The sequence below is a fragment of the Streptomyces sp. NPDC048275 genome, from assembly GCF_040652275.1.
GTDB lineage: Bacteria > Actinomycetota > Actinomycetes > Streptomycetales > Streptomycetaceae > Streptomyces.
Map to the genome: position 1 here is coordinate 1 of NZ_JBEZLR010000037.1, position 21217 is coordinate 21217.

A 21217-nucleotide genomic window follows, 5' to 3' on the forward strand; every position below is an offset into this window, starting at 1 on the left:
CACGTCAGCGTCCGGGTGCTGGGGGAAAGTCTCCGCCACCGCCTTGGCGAGGTCGTCGGTGGCGGTGCAGGCGGCCTCCAGTTGGCCCAGGAGGGCGAGCATCTGCTGGCGTGCGGCGGAGCCGGTGCGCGTGCTCAAGACCAGTCGGGAGCTGGGCGAGGTCGCGGAGGCCCTTCACGGCGCGCTCGGCGCCATCCCGCGGAAGGGTGCCTCACGCGGGGGGCGTGTCGAAGGAGCTCGCGGACGTCATCGTGACGGCCGCGGTCGCGCTGGACACCGTGAGCGGGAATGGCGCGGCCGTGGTGGAGCACCAGTTCCAGGACCGCGCGCCGGACGACCTCACGGGCGATGGCTGGGACTCGATGGAAGAGCGGCCGCGGTTCTCGTGGAGAGGGTCGCGGCCTAGACCGGACATGCCCCGGTTCCGGTACCAGGGGGGATTGCTGCCGGGGCCGTGACGTGCCTGCCACCCAGGGGGGAGATGTGCGGAGGACCGCAAGCCCCTGGTGGAGCGGGGTCTCTCCTGGCAGGTCAGCGACGCACATCAATCACGCCTTGATCATGGTCTTGGAGTTCTCCGCGTACGGCGCGTCCTCGAGCACCGGCATCTTCGCGGGCCCGAAGATCCCCGGCTGTACGGCGTCGGGGTCGCTGCCCAGCGCGCAGTCGCCGCGCGAGCCGTCGAGGATCGCGACACCTGACGACGGATAGGTGACCTTGCCGAGCGCCGTCGAGCAGCGCTGCGCCAACTCGTCGGTGATGCGCGGAAGGACCTGGGACTGCGTGAACAGCGAGTGCCCGCCCGAGTCGGCGGCGATCGTGTTCACCCAGGGCAGCCCCTGCGTGCGCTTCAGGGTCGTCAGGACGTCGGCCGTACTGCGGGCCTTGCTGAAGCCGAGCCCGGTGTCGGAGGCGCGCAGATTCAGGGAGTTGGGGTCGTTGAGCGCGTACGCCGTGGTCGATGACCAGGGAAGTGGCAGTTGCGCGCCGAGCGAGGTGACGACCGGGCCGTACCGGGTCCACCACTGGGTGCGCGTCACCGGCGTACCGCCCTTCACCTCGACGGTGACGGTCCGCTTCACCATCCGTTCCGGCTTGCCGTCCACGAGATATGTCGTCGCGTCGGCCGGATCCAGCGTCAGCTGGTGGAGGTTGAGCGTGATGCCCGTCGCGACGGTGTGGCTCCACGCCACCCGCGCGTTGTGCCCGATGGATATCGTCGCCGAGCCCAGCAGCGAGCCCCCCGAGACGTTCAGCTCGCCGGGGATCGTCTGCTGCGACTGCCAGAAACGCCGCCCGCCCTGCCAGGGATAGTGCGGATTGCCGAGCAGCAGGCCGCGCCCGTTCGCTGTCGTGGCACCGCTGAAGGCGACCGCGTTGGATCCCATGTCGGCGGTGTCGAAGAGATCCTGCGCGGCGCGGACGGTGCTCTTCGGGTCGAGAACGCTCGCGGACGCCGTCGTCGGCGGCTGTGCGGCCGCGATGCCGTCGACCCCGCGGCCCTGGCCGCCGAGCACGGCCAGCGCGAAGTTGCGCGCGGCCACGTCCACTTCGGTCACCGGCCGCACCCAGGCGGCGCCCTTGCAGGCCGGGTCGGTGATCCGGTTCTGGGCCAGCCAGGCGTTGTAGCCGGCGGTCCACCCACGCATCAGGTCCTTGACCTCGCGGCTCGGACCTCGCGGCGTGGGCTCGGCGAGCAGCTTCTCCATCGTGCCCGCCTCCCGCACACCACGGAAGTACAGGTCGCTGGAGAGGTTCCTGGTCGCCGACGAGAGCGAACCGTCCGGCGCCGCGTCGGGGCCGAAGTAGCGGGAGCGATCGCCGCGTACGGTCGCGAAGCCGTCGGCGAGGGTGCACACCTGGTCGGCGGCCTGCGCCCAGCCGGTGCCGAAGCCGAGGTTCGCGTAGTCCTTCGCGACGATGTGCGGAATGCCGTACTCGGTGTAGCGGATCACGGCGGACAGATTGCCGTGGGACGGACGGTCCCGGCGGTCCTGGCCGTCCGCGGCGGCCGCGGGCAACGCGGCCGAGGCGGTGAGCAGAGCGACGGCCATGACGACGAGCCGTCTGAGGCGGGTGCGCATCGTGCCTCCCAACGTCATTGAGGGAAGGGGCGGTTGAGCGTAACAACAGTCACAGACGTTTGACCGGGTGTCAGTACGTCCCACGGTGGGGTTGATCCTTTTCGCGCCAAGGGTGCGGGATGCTTGACCTCGCTCGCGGGCCGCAACGAGGATCACGCCAGAGCAGGCGGACGAAGGAGCAGGTCATGACGGCGGGACGAAGCGTCACGGTCGACGGGGTACTGCGGCGCAGCGCCCGGCGGACCCCGGAGCGCGTCGCGGTCCACTACCGCGACCGGACGTGGACCTACGCCGCACTCGACGACGCCGTCTCCCGCGCGGCCCAGCTGCTGCGCTCCTCGGGACTGGCGGCCGGCGACCGCGTCGGCGCCTACGGCCACAACTCGGACGCCTACCTGATCGGCTTCCTCGCGTGCGCCCGCGCCGGGCTGGTGCACGTGCCGGTCAACCAGAACCTGACCGGTGACGACCTGGCGTACATCGTCGACCAGGCGGGCTGCGGACTCGTCCTGGCCGATGTGGACCTCACCGTGAACCTGCCCGAGGGAACACGGGTGCTCGCACTGCGCGACACCGACGACTCGCTGCTGGCGCGCCTCGCCACGACCTCCGCGTACGACGGCCCCGAGCCGCGCGGCGAGGACCTGGCGCAGTTGCTGTACACGTCGGGCACCACCGCGCTGCCCAAGGGCGCGATGATGACGCACCGCGCGCTGGTGCACGAGTATCTGAGCGCGATCACCGCTCTCGATCTGCAGGCGGGCGACCTGCCCGTGCACTCGCTGCCGCTCTACCACTCGGCGCAGATGCATGTCTTCCTGCTGCCGTACCTCGCGGTCGGCGCCGTGAACGTCATCCTCGACGCGCCCGATGGCGAGCAGATCCTCGACCTGGTCGAGGCGGGCCGTGCGGACAGCCTGTTCGCTCCGCCCACCGTGTGGATCGGCCTGTCGAACCGTCCCGACTTCGCGACCCGCGACCTCAGCGGGCTGCGCAAGGCGTACTACGGGGCGTCGATCATGCCGGTGCCGGTGCTCGAACGACTGCGGGAACGGCTGCCGAAGCTGGCGTTCTACAACTGTTTCGGGCAGAGCGAGATCGGCCCGCTGTCCATGGTCCTCGGGCCCTACGAGCACAAGGGGCGGATGGACTCGTGCGGGCGGCCGGTGCTCTTCGTCGAGGCCAAGGTCGTCGATGAGTCCGGTGCGGACGTGCCCGACGGAGAGCGGGGCGAGATCGTCTACCGCTCACCGCAGCTGTGCGAGGGCTACTGGGACAAGCCGGAGGAGACGGAGGAGGCCTTCCGCGACGGATGGTTCCACTCCGGCGACCTCGCCGTGTGCGACGCCGACGGGTTCTTCACCGTCGTCGACCGCGTGAAGGACGTCATCAACTCCGGTGGTGTACTGGTCGCTTCACGCCAGGTGGAGGACGCGCTGTACACGCATGAAGGGGTCGCCGAGGTGGCCGTGATCGGGCTTCCCGACGAGCGGTGGATCGAGGCGGTCACGGCGGTCGTGGTCGCGCGCGGTGAGGTCACGGAGGCCGAACTCCACGCGCACGCACGCGAGAAACTCGCCCACTTCAAGGCGCCCAAGCGGGTGCTCTTCGTGGACGAGCTGCCACGCAACGCGAGCGGGAAGATCCTCAAGCGGGAGCTGCGGGACCGGTTCCGTGACGCCTGACCGCCCGGGGTAGGTGTTCCGAACGGAGAAGGGTATCTCCGCGGGGTGGTTGCTAACCTGGAGGAATCGCCCGGAGGACCCGGGCGGGGGCTTTCGGGGGGAAGCATGAAGCCTCGGCTGGTGTTCGTGCACGGCATCGGCGGCCCGCGGGACCCGGTCGCCGAACTCGACGCGTGGCTGCGCGCGTTGGCCGACGGCGCCCGCGCCGCGGGGCATTCGCGCCGGGTCCTCGATCTGCTGCGGGGGTGGGCGGCGGACGCGCGATTCGCCTACTACGGAGACCTGTTCGGGGTGCCGCAGGCGCAAGGTGCCGCATCCGACGTGGAGGACGAGGCGGAGCTCGTCGGCGAGTTGCTCCTCGAGGCCCTCGACGAGCGGCTGGCGGAGCCCGCCGCGGACGACGAGGCACGAGCGCTGCGCCGCGCCCGGGCCCAACTCGCGCCCGAGGGCGGCGCGCAGGGCCCGGGAGCCGTTGCCCGACAGGTCCTCACCGCCGCCAACACCCTGCTGTCGCTGCCCGGGCTGCGGACGTTCGGCGGCTGGGCCAGCGCCGGTCTGATGGTCGGTCACCTACGCCAGGTGGCCCGCTATCTGCGTCGTGGAGAGCGGGACGAGGAGGGGCTCACCCTCGACGCCCGGATCCGTCGCCGCGTCGAGCAGAACCTCGACGCCTCCGGCCCCACCCTCGTTGTCGCGCACTCCCTGGGCACCGTCGTCTCGCTGGAGACGCTGCACGGGTATCGAGGACGCGTACCGCTTCTGGTCACCCTCGGTTCCCCGATCGGGATGAGCGCAGCCGTACGACCCCGGATCCGCCCCCAGCCGCTCCAGGTCCCCGGCCCGGTCGAGCGCTGGCTCAACTTCTGGGACCGGGACGACCTCATCGCCGCACGGCCGAGGCTGGAGCGGGTCGTACGCCCCAACGACCGCTCCGTACTGCCCGTCACCCGGCGCGTGGACTCGGACGGCGTGTGGGTGCACCCGGCCGCCACGTACCTGGCCCAGTCCGCTGTCGCCGGGCCGGTCGTCGAGGCGATCGAGACGGCCGCGCGGTCATGACGAGGAGACCGACTCCCCGCCGCCATGTGCTCGTCGTCGCGCCACAGTGCCCGGTACTGGGACCGCTCGACGGACTGGAGGAGGTGGCGGGATCCCTGCACGGGCTGCTCACGGACCAGTGGCGGGGAGCGTGCGCGCCAAGCCCTGGCGGCGAATCCTCACTGCTGTGCGGCCGGTCCGTCGGTCAGGCGGGGATCGAAGCGGCGGTCCGGGGCGCGGCCGAACGGGCGGGACGGGCGCAGGCCATGCTCGTCCTGGCGCTCATCGGGCACGGCATCACCCCCGGCCAGAACTCCACGCTCTACCTGATGGCGGGGGACTCCCGCGCGGATGAGATCGCCTCCGCGGTGAACGTCGGGGAACTGCTGACGCAGGTCCTGGAGACACCGGGGCTTCCCGGTGTGTTCGCCCTTGTCGACACCTGCCACGCCGGCGGCGCGATACCGGACCTCAAGTCGCTGGACGGCGGAGTGCGCCAGGGCGCGGCCCGCCTGTCCATGCTCATGTCGGTCGGCGCCGCGCAGACGGCCCACCGGCTCGCCTTCTCCCGGGGCGTCGCGCAGGTCCTCGCGGGCGGTATCGGCGGCGCGGGGGAACACCTGCGCGCCGACGTGGTGCTCGACGCCGTACGGGACGCGGCCCCCGGGCAGGACGCACGCCTGGTGGAGTACGACGGCGCCCCGGCCGGCGAGCGCCCCTGGCTCGCCCGCAACGCGAGCCACCATCTGCGGTCCGGATCGGCGCTGGGGCCGGTGGCGACCGAGGAACTCGAACAGGCGCTGGCCCCCCTGGGATGCTCCGCCCTGCTGGCGCAGCCCATCACCGGTGCCGAGACCCTGGAGCGGCTGCGCGACGAACTGCGGCAGCCCTCGGCCGGCAGCGCCGTCGAGCTGGCTTGGGCGCTGGGCGTCGTCGACGGTGCCCGGGACGGTCTGCGCACCGTCGATCTGCTCACCGGCTGGCCGGGGAGTCGCCTGACCTCCGAGCGGCTGCGGCGGGCCCTGTGGTCGGCCGCGGGCCCCGCCGCGGCGCGGCTGCCGGACACCCAGGGGAGTGAACTGCTGCGGGACGCGGTGGAATACCTGCGACTGCGTGTTCCGCTCGTCGAGGGGACCCGCACCGCTCCGTTGGCGACCTTTGTCGCCGCGCTTGCCGTGGAGGACCAACTTCCCGAGCAGCGTACGGAGTTGACGGCATGGGCACACGCGGTGGGTGCCGACGTCGAACTCGCCGACGCCTTCGCGACCATCCGACGACGCGGTGCGGGGACACGGCTTCGCCTGGTCGTCAGCCTGCACGCGGCCGTCGCCGACGAATGGCCCGAGACGCTCGGGGTGTGGCTGCTGGACCGCGGCGAGATGTACGCGCACAAGGAGTTCGACTGCGCGCCGGACCAGGCGGGCGTCGAACAGCGGCTGGCCGGTGTCCTGAAGTGGGCGACCTCGCGGGCCAGGGAGATCGGGGTACGCCTGCGCAGGGTCGAGATCGCCGCCTCCGCCCCGCTGCTGCTGCGCTGGCGGCCCGAGGAGACGGACTTCGGGGAACGGCTGGGTGTCGCGTACGACGTCGTACTGCGCTGGAGCGAGCGGCTGTGCCCGCCGGACCACCTGTGGTGGATCAATGAACGCGCCAGGGAGAAGCTGGCCGGAATGAACACGAGCGGCACCAGCCGCGCGCCCGTCGACTGGCTCGGGGCGCAGGAGACCGAGCAGACTCAGGAGCTGAGAAGACGGCTCGGCAACGGCGCGTATGCCCGAGCGGTGGCGCTGGAGCACCGGCCGCAGCGGTTCGAGCAGGTGATGGAGGTGCTGCTGGCGTACGCCCCGATCGTGCTCTGGCCCGGTGTCGACGGCTGTGTGCCGGACAAGTTCCGAGGCAGCCTCGACCGGTTCTGGCATCTGCTCCCCGCGGAATTCAGCGAGGCCTACCGCCGCAGCTGGGGTCGGAAGAAGTGGACCGATCCCGACGGCCGCGAGCATCTGGCCGGGTGGCGGACGGTCTGGCACGACACCGACTGGCTCGACTTCTGCGACTGGTTCGAACAGTTCACCACCGAGGGGGAGAACATCGCATGACCTGGCAGAACTTCTATGTGGGGGACGGCACGCCACGCGACGTCGACCTCGGTGATCCACCACCGTGGCGGAGCTTTCCCCGGCCGGCCCTGCACCGGGAGTTCCAGCCGCCGCCGGGCTTGGTCAAGGCCGTCAACGCCGCGCTGGTACTGCGCCGGCCGCTGCTGGTGACCGGCGCCGCGGGCTCCGGCAAGTCCACGGTGATCGAACAGGTCGCCCAGGAGCTGAAGCTCGGCGACGTACTGCGCTGGCACATCACCTCACGGAGCACGCTCAAGGAGGCGCTGTACCGCTACGACGCCCTGGGCCGTATCCACGCGCAGCGGCTCGCCGGTCCCGACGGCGGCGACGACATCGCACCCTTCCTGCAGCTGGGGCCACTGGGAACGGCGCTGCTGCCCGTCGAGCATCCCCGTGCCCTGCTGATCGACGAGATCGACAAGAGCGATCTGGACCTGCCGAGCGACCTCCTCGACGTACTGGAGCGCGGCGAGTTCGAGATCCCCGAACTCGCTCGCTACGCACGGGATGTCGTGACGGTGCGCGAATGGGGCGGGGACGCGAGCGCTCCCGCGCACAGCCCTGTCGAGAACGGGTTCGTGCGGTGCACGAGCTTTCCCTTCATCGTGATGACGAGCAATGGAGAACGCGATTTCCCGGCGGCCTTCCTGCGCCGCTGCATCCGCTTCACCATGCCGAAGCCGTCGGTCGAGGAACTTCGCAAGGTGGTGGAGGCGCATCTGAAGATCGACGGGGGGACGCGGCGGTCCAGGGCGATCGACCCACTGATCCAGACGTTCGTCGAGCGCCTGGCGGCGGGCGAGAGCCTGGCGGTCGATCAACTGCTGAACGCGGCACACCTGTTGACCGGGGGCGGCACCCTCGCCGGTGCGGACCGGCAGGAAGTCCTGGACCTGGTCCTGCGCGAGCTGTCCCGTGCCTGAGGAGGGCGGAGCGGGGCCGGACTCGCTCGCGCGGGCGGTGGCGGCGCTGAGTGCGGCGGCGCCGGAATTCGACGCCACGGCGCTGGCCGACGTGCTCTGGCTCGCGTCGCGCGTGGAGGCGGACGCGGACGACGTGTTCGCCGCGCCGTCGCCGCACCAACCCGCTGAGGCGGCGACCGCGCCCGAGCCCGAGGGTGTCGCCCCACCACCCGTCGGCGCGGGACGCACGCTGCACGAACGCCTGGACGGGGCGAGCTCCCGGGTGCGGGGCGACCCGGTCGCGGCGGCACGGGCCTCCGGCCTGCCGCTGGCTCTGGAAGTGACCCGGGCCCTGCGGCCGTGGAAGCGGCCTTGGCGGCAGGGCCGCAGATCGGCCCTCGACGTGGACGCGACGGTGGACGACTACGCCCGCAGCGGCGAGCTCCTCCCGGTGTTCACCCCCGCACCCGAGCGGTGGTTCGACCTCGTCCTGGTGGTGGATCGCTCTCCGGCGATGCGGGTGTGGCGGGAGACGATCGCCGACTTGACGGCCATCCTGGACCGGCTCGGCGCTTTCCGGACGCTTCAGGTGCGTGGCCTCGGATTCGGGGACGAGGGCCTGGAACTCCGTGACGGGCAGGGCCGGTTGATGAGCCCGGGACAGCTCAGGTCCCCCGACGGCCGGCGGCTGGTGGTGGCCGTGTCCGACTGTGCGGCCCCGGCCTGGCGAGACGCGGCGGTGTGGCGGCAGCTGCGGGACTGGGCGCTGTCGACGCCGGTCGCGCTGCTCAACCCGCTGCCGTTGAAGCTGTGGCGGAGAACGGGGCTCGATCTGCCGACGGTCCGGGTCTCGAACGGCGTGCCGGGTTCGGCGAACTCCCGGCTGGACTTCGATCCACCGCCGCTGCTCCCGCTCGAGAGCGACAGCGGTGAGGGGAACGACTGGCTGCCCATCCCCGTACTGTCGATGTCCCCGAATTCCCTGAACCGCTGGTCGAGCACCTTGATGCGGACGGCTCCCCACGGGTGCGGCGCCGTTCTCGTCCCGCAGCGAGGGCGGCCCGAGGGGCGGGCCGAACGGGGCTCCCAGTCCGTGACCGCGAAGGGTTTCCTGAACACGGCGTCGCCTCCGGCCGCGCGGTTGGCCGTCCTGTGCTCCGCCTTCGACCGGCTGAGCATGCGTCTGCTGCATCTCATCCGTCAGGAGCTGGTACCCGAGTCGACGGTGGCCGATGTCGCCGAACTGCTCACCAGTGGACTCTTCTCGCTCGCCACGGATACCGGCGGCACGGTCGAACTGAGCCTGCCGGAGGCCGTGCAGCGACACCTGCGCGAGGATCTCGCGGAACACGAGGTGTGGCGCATCGGCAGGGCGCTGAGCCGCTCCGTGTCGGCCCAGGCGAACTGGGGCGGACAGCTTCCCGCGGTGGCGCACGACCCGGACAGTCCGGTCGAACTTCCTGCCGAAATACGGTCGTTCGGGCAAGCGTCGCGAAGGACGCTGGAGATGATGGGCCTGCTGACCGAGGAATCCGTACGCGCCGGTGCGGACCGGCAAAAGCCCGCTGCCGTAGTGGTGCCCGCCCTGCCGTCTCCACCGGAACGGGAACCGACGTCGGACGGCCGCCCCTATTTCTTCCTGAGTTACGCGCACACCCCTGGTTGGGATCTGGCCAGTGGGGATCCCGACCATTGGGTGCGGGTGTTCTTCCGGGATCTGTGCGACCACGTCATGACGCTCACGGATGTTCCGGCGGGTGTCTCCGCGGGGTTCATGGACCGGGAGATGCGGCCGGGGTTCGGCTGGCCCCAGCAGCTCAGTGAGAATCTCGCGTCCTGCCAGGTGTTCGTGCCGCTCCTGTCGCCGCGGTACTTCACGAGCGAGAGCTGCGGGCGGGAGTGGTACGCGTTCGCCGAGCGCATGGTGCAGGCGCGGGCGACCCGTTCCGATGCCGCGCCCGCGATCGTCCCCGCCCTGTGGACGCCCGTCGACCACGACCAACTCCCTCACTCCGTAAGGAACATACGTATGGGAGTGGAGAACCTGGGTGACCGGTACGAGGCCGACGGAATCTACGGGCTGATCAAACTCAACCGGTGGCGGGACGAGTACGAGGAGACCGTGCTGGGACTGGCGCGGCGTATCGTGCGGGTGGTCCACGAATCACCGCTGCCACCCGGTCGCCCCGCCTCGTACGAGACCACGCCCAGCGCCTTCGCACCACGCGGCGAGGGCCCCCGGCGCATCCATCTGACCGTGGTGGCCCCCACCCGGGACGGCATCCCCGAACACCGCGACGCGCGGCCGTACGGTGCCGATGCCCGGGACTGGAACCCCTACCCGTCGGAGTCGCCGCGCCCACTGGTCTCCTTGGCCGAGGAACTGATCCGGTCCCTGGACTACCGGGTGACCGTGTCCTCGTTCAACGAGGAAGAGGTCGACTCGCTCGAGCAGGAACAGGAGGGCGAGAGGAAGGGCGGGGAAGTGGCCCCCCGGATCCTGCTGATCGACCGCTGGGCCCTCACCGACCAGGAGCTGCGCCGCAGGCTCAAGGTGTTCGACGCGCATGCCCGACCCTGGGTCAGTGCGATCGTCCCGTGGAGCGGCGCCGACAGTCAGTGCCAGGGCGCGGCGGGCCGGCATGTCGCGGAGGAGATGGAGCGGACCCTGCCGCTGATTCTGGAACGGGGCCGACGCACCGACTTCCGGATGGCCGTCAACGGCGTACCCAGGCTGAAGGCCTTCATCGACGTACTCCCGGCCGTCGTCGCCCACGCGACCCGGCAGTACTTCAGGTACGCCGACGCGTATCCGCCGCCTGCTGAGCCCACTCCCACTCCCCGCCTCCTGGACCCCGCCCACCCGACGTACCCAGAAGGCGGATCCGACCGCGGGGAAGGAACCTGACGGCGGGCGCCGCGGGGCTGATCCGCACGGTGGGTCAGCGAGCGGCCTCCACCGCCACCGACCGTGCCCACCGGTAGTCCGCCTTGCCACTCGGAGACCGCTGGATGGTGTCTGTGATGACCAGCCGGCGGGGGATCTTGTAGCCGGCGAGGTGGCTTCGGCAGTGAGCCTGGATGTCCTGGAGGGACGGCCGGTCCGCACCCGCGCGAAGCTGGACGACCGCCGCCACGTGATGGCCCCACTTCGCGTCCGGCACCCCGGCGACCAGGGCGTCGTACACGTCCGGATGGGATTTGAGGGCCTGCTCGACCTCTTCCGGATAGACCTTCTCGCCGCCGGTGTTGATGCACTGGGAGCCGCGGCCGAGGACGGTGACGATGCCGTCCTCGTCGACGGTGGCCATGTCGCCGAGCAGTACCCACCGCTCGCCGTCCTTCTGGAAGAAGGTCTCGGCGGTTTTCCCGGGGTCGTTGTAGTAGCCGAGGGGCACATGGCCGCGCTGTGCCACCCGTCCCGGCTCGCCGACGGCGACTGGCTCGTACGTGGCTGGATCCACCACCTGCGTACGGGAGTTGACGCGGATCCTGAAACCCCGGTCCGGGCCCGAGTCGGTGGTCGCCGTGCCGTTGAAGCCGGACTCCGACGAACCGAAGTTGTTGAGCAGCATCACGCCCGGGACCAGCGCCTGGAACTGCTCGCGCACCGTCTCCGACATGATCGCGCCGGACGAGGACACGCTGAACATCGAGGAGCAGTCCGTGCCCTTCATGGGGCCGCTGAGCGCGTCGATCAGCGGCCGCAGCATCGCGTCGCCGACCAGCGACATGCTGGTGACCTTCTCCTTCGCGATCGTCCGCAGCACCTCCTCGGCCACGAACTTGCGGTGGATCACGACCCGTTGGCCGAAGTTGAACCCGATGAACGCCGTCAGCGTCGAGGTGCCGTGCATCAGCGGGGGCGTGGGGAAGAAGGTGATGCCCTCGCCGGCTGCCGCCACCCGCTCGGCGAGCTCCTCCGGCTTCTTGACCGGTTCGCCCGTCGGAGCGCCGCCGCCCAACCCGGAGAAGAACAGGTCCTCCTGCCGCCACATCACGCCCTTGGGCATCCCGGTGGTGCCGCCGGTGTAGATGATGAACTGGTCGTCCGCCGAGCGTGCCGGAAAGCCTCGCGCGGGGGAACCGGCGGCCTCGGCAGCGGCGAAGTCCACCACGGCGGGCGGCGACGCGGAGCCGGATCCAGGAGTCCCCACCCGTATCAGATGCCGCAGGGCCGAGGCCCGGGGCAGTGCCGCCGCCACCCGGTCCGTGAACTCCGCGTCGAAGACGAGGGCCACCAGATCCGCGTCCCGGTAGAGGTAGACCAACTCCTCTTCTACATAGCGGTAGTTGACGTTGACCGGCACGATCCGCGCCTTGAGGCAGCCCAGCACGGTCTGCAGATACTCGACACCGTTGTAGAGATGCAGCCCCAGGTGTTCACCGGGGCGGATGCCGCTGTCGACCAGGTGATGGGCGATGCGGTTCGCCGCCGAGTCCAGCTGCGCGTACGTCAGGCGCCGCTCCGCGCCCGTGCCGGGGTGGTCGATGTAGACGAGCGCCTCGCGGTCAGGGACCACGTCGACGACCGACTCGAACAGGTCGGCAAGGTTGTACTCCACCGCTCCTCCTGACGTCGAACGTGCGTGGCGGCCCATCGGCCCGACGGTCATCAGAGCAAAGCCGGCCACAACTGTGAAGGGTCCGCGCGGAGAAAATCTGACTGTCTGTCAGAAAACTCTTGTACTGGCCCCTCGCCTCCTGCAACCTGTTCTCGCATCCGAGACGGTCCGGGACCGTCCGGGACGGTCCAAGACGCTCCAAGACGGTCCAAGACGGGAGGACGGCGATGGGTGGGACCGAACACCTCACCGTGCAGCGCGCAGGCGCGACACTGGTGCTCACGCTCAACAGGCCCGAGGCCAAGAACGCGCTCTCACTGCCGATGCTGGTCGGTCTGTACGACGGCTGGATCGAGGCCGACGAGGACGACGCGATCCGCTCGATCGTGCTCACCGGCGCGGGAGGTGTCTTCTGCGCCGGGATGGACCTCAAGGCACTGGCCGGACGGGGGATGGAGGGCCAGCAGTACCGGGAGCGGCTGACCGCCGACCCCGACCTGCACTGGAAGGCCATGCTCCGCCACCACCGCCCCCGCAAGCCGGTCATCGCCGCCGTCGAGGGGCACTGCGTCGCCGGGGGCACCGAGATCCTTCAGGGCACCGACATCCGCGTCGCCGGTGAGTCGGCGACCTTCGGGCTCTTCGAGGTGAAGCGCGGGCTGTTCCCGATCGGCGGCTCCACGGTCCGTCTCCAGCGCCAGATCCCGCGCACGCACGCGCTCGAAATGCTGCTCACCGGACGCCCGTACCCGGCATCGGAGGCCGCCGCCATCGGCCTGATCGGACATGTCGTGCCCGACGGGACGGCACTCGACGAGGCCCTCGCGATCGCCGAGCGGATCAATGCCTGCGGTCCGCTGGCCGTCGAGGCGGTCAAGGCGTCCGTGTACGAGACCGCCGAGATGACCGAGACCGACGGTCTCGCCGCCGAACTGGGGCGCGGCTGGCCGATCTTCGACACCGCCGACGCCAAGGAGGGCTCCCGAGCCTTCGCCGAGAAGCGCCCGCCCGTCTACCGGCGCGCCTGAGCCGTCCCCACGAGGAGCCCCCCGTGCCCGAAGTCCTCAAAGCCCCCCTCGTCCTCGAGTTCCCCTTCACCCGCTCGCTCGGCCCCGTCCAGAGCGCCTTCCTCACCGGCCTGCGTGAACGCGTGGTCCTCGGGGTGCGGACGAGGGACGGCCGCACCCTGGTCCCACCCGTCGAGTACGACCCCGTCACCGCCGAGGACATCCGCGACCTCGTCGAGGTCGCCCCCACCGGCACCGTCACCACCTGGGCCTGGAACCACCAACCGCGCCGTGGCCAGCCCCTCGACACGCCCTTCGCCTGGGTCCTGGTGAAGCTCGACGGTGCCGACACCGCCCTGCTGCACGCCCTCGACATCCCCGGACCCGACGCCGTACGCACGGGCATGCGGGTCCGCGTCCGCTGGGCCGAGCAGCGCGTCGGCGCGATCACGGACATCGCCTGCTTTGAACCGTACGAGGGGGACCCACTCGAAACGGCCGGTCACGACGGCCGGTTCGTGGACATGGTGACCGGCATCGTCGCCCCCGCCCGCCTCGACTACGTCTACTCGCCCGGCCGCGCCCAGTCCGGCTACATCAACGCCCTCTCCGGCCGGCGGACCGTCGGCGAACGCTGCCCGTCCTGCCGCAAGGTGTACGTCCCGCCCAGAGGCGCCTGCCCCACCTGCGGTGTCGCCACATCGGAACAGGTGGAAGTGGGGCCACGCGGCACGGTGACGACGTACTGCATCGTCAACATCAAGGCGAAGAACCTCGACATCGAAGTGCCGTACGTCTACGCGCACATCGCCCTCGACGGGGCCGACCTCGCACTGCACGGCCGGATCGGCGGCATCCCCTACGACCAGGTGCGGATGGGTCTGCGGGTGGAGCCGGTATGGACGGACGGTGGTCGCTACCCGGACCACTACCGGCCGACCGGCGAACCGGACGCGGACTACGAGACGTACAAGGAGCTGTTGTAGATGCTGCCCATCAGGGATGTCGCCGTCGTGGCCTTCGCGCAGACCGACCATCTGCGCACCACCGACGAGCTCTCCGAGGTGGAGATGCTCATGCCGGTGCTGCATGACGTCCTGGACCGGACCGGCCTGAAGACCGGCGACATCGGATTCACCTGTTCCGGCTCGACGGACTATCTCGCGGGCCGCGCCTTCTCCTTCACCATGGCGCTCGACGGGGTGGGCGCCTGGCCGCCGATCTCCGAGTCGCACGTCGAGATGGACGGGGCGTGGGCGCTGTACGAGGCGTGGACGAAGCTGCTGACCGGCGACGCCGACACCGCACTCGTGTACGCGTACGGGAAGTCGTCGCCCGGCTCCGTGCGGGACGTGCTGACCCGGCAGCTCGACCCGTACTACGTGGCGCCCCTGTGGCCGGACTCGGTCGCGATCGCCGCACTTCAGGCGCAGGCGCTCATCGACGCGGGGGAGACCGACGAGCCCGCCCTCGCCGGCGTGGCGTCCCGCAGTCGCGCCTTTGCCGTCACCAACCCTCATGCCCAACTGAGGGGTTCGGTGGCGCACGGCGACTACGTCGTACGCCCGCTGCGGACCGGCGACTGCCCGCCCATCGGCGACGGTGCCGCCGCCGTGATCCTCGCGGCGGGGGAGCGGGCCCGGGAACTGTGCGAACGGCCCGCGTGGATACGGGGGCTCGACCACCGCATCGAGGCACACGGCCTCGGCGTACGCGACCTGACCGACTCGCCGTCGACCCGCCTCGCCGCCGAAAAAGCCGGAGCCTTCGAACGGCCCGTCGACACCGCAGAGTTGCATGCGCCCTTCACCTCGCAGGAGGTGGTCCTGCGCAAGGCGCTGCGGCTCGACGACGGGGTGCGCGTCAACCCCTCCGGGGGAGCGCTCGCCGCCAACCCGGTCATGGCCGCCGGACTCATCCGCATCGGCGAGGCTGCCGCCGCAATCCACAGAGGCGAGTCCGACCGGGCGCTCGCCCACGCCACGTCGGGGCCCTGCCTCCAACAGAACCTGGTCGCCGTACTCGAAGGGGATTCCCGATGAGCAAGGAGCCCGTGGCCGTCGTAGGCGTCGGCCAGACCAAGCACGTGGCGGCCCGACGGGACGTGTCCATCGCCGGACTCGTGCGCGAGGCGGCGATGCGGGCCCTGGCGGACGCCGAGTTGACGTGGGCCGACATCGACGCCGTCGTCATCGGCAAGGCGCCCGACTTCTTCGAGGGCGTCATGATGCCGGAGCTGTACCTCGCCGACGCGCTCGGCGCCGTCGGCAAGCCTATGCTGCGGGTGCACACGGCAGGCTCCGTCGGCGGATCGACCGCGCTCGTCGCCACGAACCTCGTCGCCGGCCGCGTCCACGGCACCGTTCTGACCCTGGCCTACGAGAAGCAGTCCGAGTCGAACGCCATGTGGGGCCTGTCGCTGCCGATCCCCTTCCAGCAGCCGCTGCTCGCGGGGGCGGGCGGCTTCTTCGCGCCGCACGTCCGCGCGTACATGCGGCGCACCGGCGCGCCCGACACGGTCGGCTCGCTGGTCGCCTACAAGGACCGGCGCAACGCCCTCAAGAACCCCTACGCGCATCTCCACGAGCACGACATCACGCTGGCGAAGGTCCAGGCCTCGCCCATGCTGTGGGACCCGATCCGCTACTCGGAGACCTGCCCGTCCTCGGACGGCGCCTGCGCCATGATCCTCACCGGCCGCGCGGGCGCGGCCCGCTCGCCGCGACCGCCCGCCTGGCTGCACGGCGGCGCGATGCGCAGCGAGCCGACCCTCTTCGCGGGCAAGGACTGTGTGTCGCCGCGGGCGGGCAGGGACTGCGCGGCCGATGTGTACCGACAGGCGGGCATCGCGGACCCGCGCCGCGACATCGACGCCGTGGAAATGTATGTGCCCTTCTCCTGGTACGAGCCCATGTGGCTGGAGAACCTCGGCTTCGCCGACGAGGGAGAGGGCTGGAAGCTCACCGAGTCCGGCGTGACCGAGCTGGACGGTGACCTGCCCGTCAACATGTCGGGCGGGGTGCTCTCCACCAATCCGATCGGCGCCTCCGGCATGATCCGTTTCGCGGAAGCGGCGCTTCAGGTGCGCGGACAGGCCGGAGAGCACCAGGTCGACGGGGCCCGCAGGGTGCTGGGACACGCCTATGGGGGCGGATCCCAGTTCTTCTCGATGTGGCTGGTCGGGGCCGCGCCGCCCACCTCCTGAAACCGTCCCCCTCACGTGGCCTGTCCGCCGCCGGAACCGATCGCTAGGCTGGCGGCGGACGACGAACCGGGAGGAGCACGGACGTGGCCGAGAGCACCATCGAGCAGCACCCGCTCGCGGGCTGGGACAAGCCGGAGCTGGACCTCAGCAATGCCGAATGGCAGTCCAGCAGCCGAGGGCGCGGAGACGTCCAGATCGCTTTTGTCGAGGGCTTCATCGCGATGCGCAACAGTGGCAGCCCCCAGAGCCCTTCCTTGATCTTCACCCCCGCCGAGTGGGGCGCCTTCGTGTCGGGGGCGCGCGAAGGAGAGTTCGACCTCACCTGAGGTGATGCCTGTGACGGAAGTGAGTCCGGGGCCGGCGCCCGACCTGGGGCCGGCCCCGCCGGCTAATGGATGCGAGTCCCCCTATCATTAACGCCATGGAGGACTCGATCAGCGCGGACACCCGGCTCGCCCTGGACCTCGCACTCACCGTCCGGCATGACGGAAACGGCGGGGTGGCCGACGACCTCACCGCACCCGGCGGGCTCACCGCCTGGGTCCAGGGACACGGTGACCTGCTGCCGGGGGCCGACGGCTTTGTCGCCGACGCGGCGACCCTCGCCGCCGTCCGCGACCTGCGCGCCGCCGTCCGGGCCCTGTTCGCCCGCGCCGTACGCCCCGACGAGCCGAGCCCGGCCGACGCCGCCCGGCTGCTGCCCGTACCGCAGGCCGTGGAGCGGCTCAACGCCGCCGCCGCCCTCGCCCCGACCGTCCCCTTCCTCGCCTGGACCGAGGGCGCCGATCCCGTCGTACGGCAGCAGCCGGTGCGCGGCGGGCGCGAGCTCACCGGGGCACTCGCCCGCGCCGCAGTCGCCTTCCTCGCGAGCCCCGACCGGGAGCGGCTGCGCGCCTGCCACGCGCCGCGCTGTGTGCGCTACTTCATCAAGGAACACCCGCGGCAGGAATGGTGCACACCCTCGTGCGGAAACCGGGCCAGGGTCGCCCGCCACCACGAGCGGCACAAGAAGTCCGCGGAGGCCTCGGGCACGGTGAAAGGTTCAGGCCGGAACGGCTCCCCGGTCGGTGCCACGGGCGTACGCTGAGGTTCCTGGAGGTCACGGTACGCGCCCGCTCCCCGCGCGGGCCGCACCACCGTGGCCAGGGGGTGGAGTATGGGGCAGCGCGGCGCACGGAGCAGAAGGACACTTTTCGAACGGGAGAGTGAACTCGCCGCAGTCGAAGAGGCGTTGAGCGAACTCACCGGTTTACGCCGGGACGGCACCGAAGCGCCCCGGCGGCCCCGCGGAGCGCTCCTCGCCTTCGCCGGACGCGCCGGAATCGGCAAGACGACGCTTCTCGGCGAGGTACGACGTCGCGCCGCCGCCCAGGGCTGCGCCGTACTGTCCGCGCGCGGCGGCGAGCAGGAGCAGCGCGTCTCCTTCCACGTCGCCCGCCAGCTCCTGCAGCCCCAACTCGTCGGCGTCCCGGAGGCCGAACTCCGCGCCTCACTGGGGAGTTGGTACGCGATCGTCGGCCCCGCACTCGGCCTGTGCGCGGCCCCGGAAGGCGCCCCGCCCGACCAACAGGGCCTGCGCGACGGCCTCGACTGGGTCCTCACCCACCTCGCCGTGCAGCGCGCCCCGATGGTGCTCGTCCTCGACGACGCGCACTGGGCCGACCCCGAGTCGCTGAGCTGGCTCGCCGCGTTCGCGCCGCGCGCCGAGGAACTGCCGCTGCTGCTCGTCGTCGCCTACCGGCCCGATGAACTCCCCGACCACGCCGAGTCGTTCAGGGGACTGCCCGGACGCGCGGGGCAGCGTCCCCTCGACCTCGAACCGCTCAGCGCCGTCGCCGTCGCCCGACTCGTGCGCGAGGATCTCGGCACCCAGGCCGACGACGCGTTCTGTCGCGAGTGCTGGGCGGTCACCGCGGGCAACCCGTTCGAGGCGGTCGAGCTGACCGCGAAGGTGCGCGACCGCGGACTGATCCCGACCGAAGCCGGAGCGCACCTGCTGCGTGACCTGGCCGCCGCCGTCAAGGGCAGTGGCCTGATCGCCCGCCTCGAACGCCTCGGCACCTCGACCGTCCGCTTCGCCTGGGCGTGCGCCGTGCTCGGCACGGAGATCCAGCCGACCCTGGCCGCCGCCGTCGCGGGCCTCGGGTCCGAGGAGGCCGCCGACGCGGCCGACGCCTTGCGTGGCGCCCGTATCCTCACCGGCGCCGACACCCTGGAATTCGTCCACCCGCTCATCGCCACCGCCGTCTACCGCGCCATCCCCGGCGGAGTCCGGGTGGCACTGCACGGCCAGGCAGCCTGGTGCGTCATCGACGAAGGGCTCGGCCCCTCCGCCGCCGCCCGCCACCTCATGGAGACCCACCCCGACAGCGACACCTGGGTCGTCCAGCAACTGCGCGCCGCCGCCCGCGAGACCCAGCGGGCCGGTGCCCCCGACGCCGCCCGCAGCTACCTCGCCCGCGCCCTGCGTGAACCGCCGCCCTTCGAACAACGGGCCGCGGTCCTTTACGAGCTGGGCTGTGCCTCCCTGCTCACCGAACCGGCGACCACCGTCAACCACCTCCGCGCCGCCCTCGACGAACCCATCGCCGCCCCCGAGCTGCGCCACCACATCGTCTACCGCCTCTCCCAGGTCCTTGCCCACAGCGACCGGCTCGCCGAGGCCTCGGAGACACTCGCCCGCGAGATCCGCGTGACCGGCGACGCCCGGGTGCGGCTGCGCATGCAGTCCGAACAGTTCATGTGGGACGCCTTCCGCGCCGACGAGCCCGACTCGCCCGCCCGGTCCCGCCGCCTGACCCGCCTCGCCGACCGGCTCACCGGCCGCGACCTCACCGAGCGCTACGTCATCGGCCTGCGCGCCTGGGACGCGACCCTGCGCGGGGAACCCGCCCACATCGCCCTCCACCACGCCGAACGCGCCCTCGCCGGCGGCCTCGGCTGGGCCGAGGCCGACCGCGGCTTCGAGGTGCCCGTCCTGGTCGCCCTCACCTTCATGTACGCCGACCGCCCGGGGCGTACCGAGGAACTCTTCGCGGCCGGAATCGCCGACTTCGAGGCCCAGGGCTGGCACGGCGCCCACCTCTCCTTCGGGTACACCATCCTCGGGTACGTCCGCTACCGCCGCGGCCGGCTCGCCGAGGCCGAGGACTTCGTCCGCGCGGGCCTCCGGCTCGCCGAGCGGGTCGGGCCAGGCACCCCCGTCCACTGGTACGCCGTCGGCACCCTCATCCAGATCCTGCTCGCCCGCGGCCGGATCACCGAGGCCGCGCAGATCGCCGAGGACTACGGGTTCGGGGCGCCGTTCCCGGCCGCCGTGACCTTCCCCGACGCCCAGACCGTGCACGGCGAACTGCTGCTCGCCCGCGGCCTCACCAAGGACGCCGCCACCGAGCTGGCGGCGGCCGGGCGCCGCCTCGACCCGCGCGGCATGCGCAACCCGTCCTGGTGCCCCTGGCAGCTGCACCTTGCCCGTGCCGAGAGCCACGACGCACCGGAACGCGCGGTCGCCACGGCACTCGAAGCGGTGAACCGCGCCCGCCAGTTCGGTGCCCCCTCAGCCGTCGGACAGGCGCTACGGGCCGCCGCCGAGGTCTCCTCGGGCGCCACCCGCGTCAAGCTGCTCGAAGAGTCCGTCGGCCACCTGGAGCGCTCCCCCGCCGCCTACGAACTGGCCTGCGCCCTGGTCGCCCTGGGCACCGAACTGCGCCGCTCGGGCCGCGCCAAGGAAGCGGCCGAGCAGCTCTACCGGGGGCTGGACGCGGCCGTGCTGTGCGGGGCAGACGGGCTCGTCGAAGCGGCCCGTGACGAGCTGGCAGCCGCCGGCCTGCGCCCACGCCGCCTGCACAGCACGGAGACCGACACCCTCACCGCCCGCGAACGCACGGCCGCCGCACTCACCGCCCGGGGCCGCGGCACCGGCCAGGTCGCCGCGGAACTGCACATCGACGAGCAGACCGTCGTCCGTCTGCTGTCAGCGGTCTACCGGAAGGTGGGCACGGACCGTACGGGGCTGGCGGCGGCGCTGGGCGAACAGCCGTCTCCGTAGCCCCTCGCAAGGGGTGGCGCCCCCAGGGCTCGGTTCGCGGCCGGGCACGTACCATTGCGGCATGTCCTTCCTCCGTCGCCGCAGCGCCACGCCCGCCGGTCCCGACTTCGACGTTCTGGCCATGGATCCGGGCGACTGGCCGGGCAATCTCGGCGCGGGTCTGCTGCCCGCTCCCGACGGCAGCTGCCAAGGTGTCTTCCTGCGGTACGACCTGTTCGGCGGCCGTGGCCCCGCGATGATCATCGGCAATCTGCCGGAGGGCTCGCCGGCCCGTGAGGTCGCCGAGGGAGAGGTCCCCTTCGAGGTGGCCCAGCTGCTGCTCGCGCTGGAGAACGAGGAGGAGGTCACCGTCACCGGGATCGAGGACATGCCGGTGATGCAGGGTGACAACCTTTTGATCGTGCGCCGCCTGAAGCTCTCCGAGACCCGCATCTCGTGCGTGCAGTTCGACCGCAGCGACAAGGTGCTGGTGACCATCGCCGCCTGGGACCGCCCCATCACCGACGACCTGTACGCCCTGCTCAAGCCGCTGCCCCCGGAGCTCTTCCAGCAGGGCTGAGTCACCG

Annotated in this window: 15 protein-coding genes and 1 pseudogene; 14 read left to right on the forward strand and 2 right to left on the reverse strand. The window is 71.4% G+C overall.

Annotated features, from left to right (window positions below; genetic code table 11):
- Positions 1-224: 224 nt before the first annotated feature.
- Complete coding sequence (locus AB0D57_RS22265) at positions 225-458, forward strand: hypothetical protein (RefSeq protein ID WP_362075488.1); 234 nt, start codon at positions 225-227, stop codon at positions 456-458.
- Between the two features lie 111 nt (positions 459-569).
- Here the strand turns inward: AB0D57_RS22265 and AB0D57_RS22270 are convergent.
- Positions 570-2084 (reverse strand): annotated as a pseudogene (locus tag AB0D57_RS22270) (penicillin acylase family protein); the annotation flags it as partial.
- A 185-nt stretch (positions 2085-2269) separates the two neighbouring features.
- Here AB0D57_RS22270 and AB0D57_RS22275 point away from each other — a divergent pair.
- The 5 genes from AB0D57_RS22275 (at position 2270) to AB0D57_RS22295 (ending at position 10734) form a co-directional block, all read left to right on the forward strand.
- Positions 2270-3769, forward strand: coding sequence for an acyl-CoA synthetase (locus AB0D57_RS22275; RefSeq protein WP_362075491.1), 1500 nt, complete (start codon positions 2270-2272; stop codon positions 3767-3769).
- A gap of 105 nt (positions 3770-3874) precedes the next feature.
- On the forward strand, positions 3875-4828 hold the full coding sequence (locus AB0D57_RS22280; RefSeq protein WP_362075494.1) for an alpha/beta hydrolase: 954 nt from the start codon (positions 3875-3877) through the stop codon (positions 4826-4828).
- Positions 4825-6903: a hypothetical protein gene (locus AB0D57_RS22285; protein ID WP_362075497.1), complete on the forward strand. Its 2079-nt coding sequence runs from the start codon at positions 4825-4827 to the stop codon at positions 6901-6903. Before AB0D57_RS22280 ends, AB0D57_RS22285 begins: the two co-directional genes overlap by 4 nt.
- The gene (locus tag AB0D57_RS22290; RefSeq protein WP_362075500.1) at positions 6900-7847 is read left to right on the forward strand and encodes an ATPase; all 948 of its coding nucleotides are present in this window, start codon (positions 6900-6902) and stop codon (positions 7845-7847) included. The genes AB0D57_RS22285 and AB0D57_RS22290 overlap by 4 nt, the downstream gene beginning before the upstream one ends.
- Positions 7840-10734, forward strand: a complete 2895-nt coding sequence (locus AB0D57_RS22295) for a TIR-like protein FxsC (protein ID WP_362075503.1) — start codon at positions 7840-7842, stop codon at positions 10732-10734. The genes AB0D57_RS22290 and AB0D57_RS22295 overlap by 8 nt, the downstream gene beginning before the upstream one ends.
- Positions 10735-10768: 34 nt before the next feature.
- Here the strand turns inward: AB0D57_RS22295 and AB0D57_RS22300 are convergent, their stop codons facing one another.
- Entirely contained in the window at positions 10769-12391 is a 1623-nt protein-coding gene (locus AB0D57_RS22300) for an acyl-CoA synthetase (protein ID WP_362075506.1), read from the reverse strand.
- 227 nt (positions 12392-12618) lie between these two features.
- On the opposite strand from AB0D57_RS22300, the gene AB0D57_RS22305 reads away from it, so the two are divergent.
- From AB0D57_RS22305 to AB0D57_RS22340, 8 genes are all read left to right on the forward strand, one after another.
- Complete coding sequence (locus AB0D57_RS22305; protein ID WP_362075509.1) at positions 12619-13419, forward strand: crotonase/enoyl-CoA hydratase family protein; 801 nt, start codon at positions 12619-12621, stop codon at positions 13417-13419.
- A 23-nt stretch (positions 13420-13442) separates the two neighbouring features.
- Positions 13443-14384, forward strand: a complete 942-nt coding sequence (locus AB0D57_RS22310) for an OB-fold domain-containing protein (protein ID WP_362075512.1) — start codon at positions 13443-13445, stop codon at positions 14382-14384.
- On the forward strand, positions 14385-15440 hold the full coding sequence (locus tag AB0D57_RS22315; protein ID WP_362075515.1) for a thiolase domain-containing protein: 1056 nt from the start codon (positions 14385-14387) through the stop codon (positions 15438-15440).
- Positions 15437-16603 carry a thiolase domain-containing protein gene (locus AB0D57_RS22320; RefSeq protein WP_362075518.1) on the forward strand — a complete coding sequence of 389 codons (1167 nt, stop codon included), beginning with the start codon at positions 15437-15439 and terminating at the stop codon, positions 16601-16603. The genes AB0D57_RS22315 and AB0D57_RS22320 overlap by 4 nt, the downstream gene beginning before the upstream one ends.
- An 83-nt stretch (positions 16604-16686) precedes the next feature.
- The gene (locus tag AB0D57_RS22325) at positions 16687-16929 is read left to right on the forward strand and encodes a DUF397 domain-containing protein (RefSeq protein ID WP_351122882.1); all 243 of its coding nucleotides are present in this window, start codon (positions 16687-16689) and stop codon (positions 16927-16929) included.
- Between the two features lie 95 nt (positions 16930-17024).
- A complete protein-coding gene (locus tag AB0D57_RS22330; protein ID WP_362075522.1) occupies positions 17025-17690 on the forward strand; it encodes an ABATE domain-containing protein in 666 nt (221 codons plus the stop codon).
- Between the two features lie 69 nt (positions 17691-17759).
- Positions 17760-20651, forward strand: coding sequence for an AAA family ATPase (locus tag AB0D57_RS22335; RefSeq protein ID WP_362075525.1), 2892 nt, complete (start codon positions 17760-17762; stop codon positions 20649-20651).
- A 61-nt stretch (positions 20652-20712) separates the two neighbouring features.
- Complete coding sequence (locus AB0D57_RS22340; protein ID WP_362075528.1) at positions 20713-21210, forward strand: hypothetical protein; 498 nt, start codon at positions 20713-20715, stop codon at positions 21208-21210.
- The last annotated feature ends 7 nt before the right edge of the window (positions 21211-21217 follow it).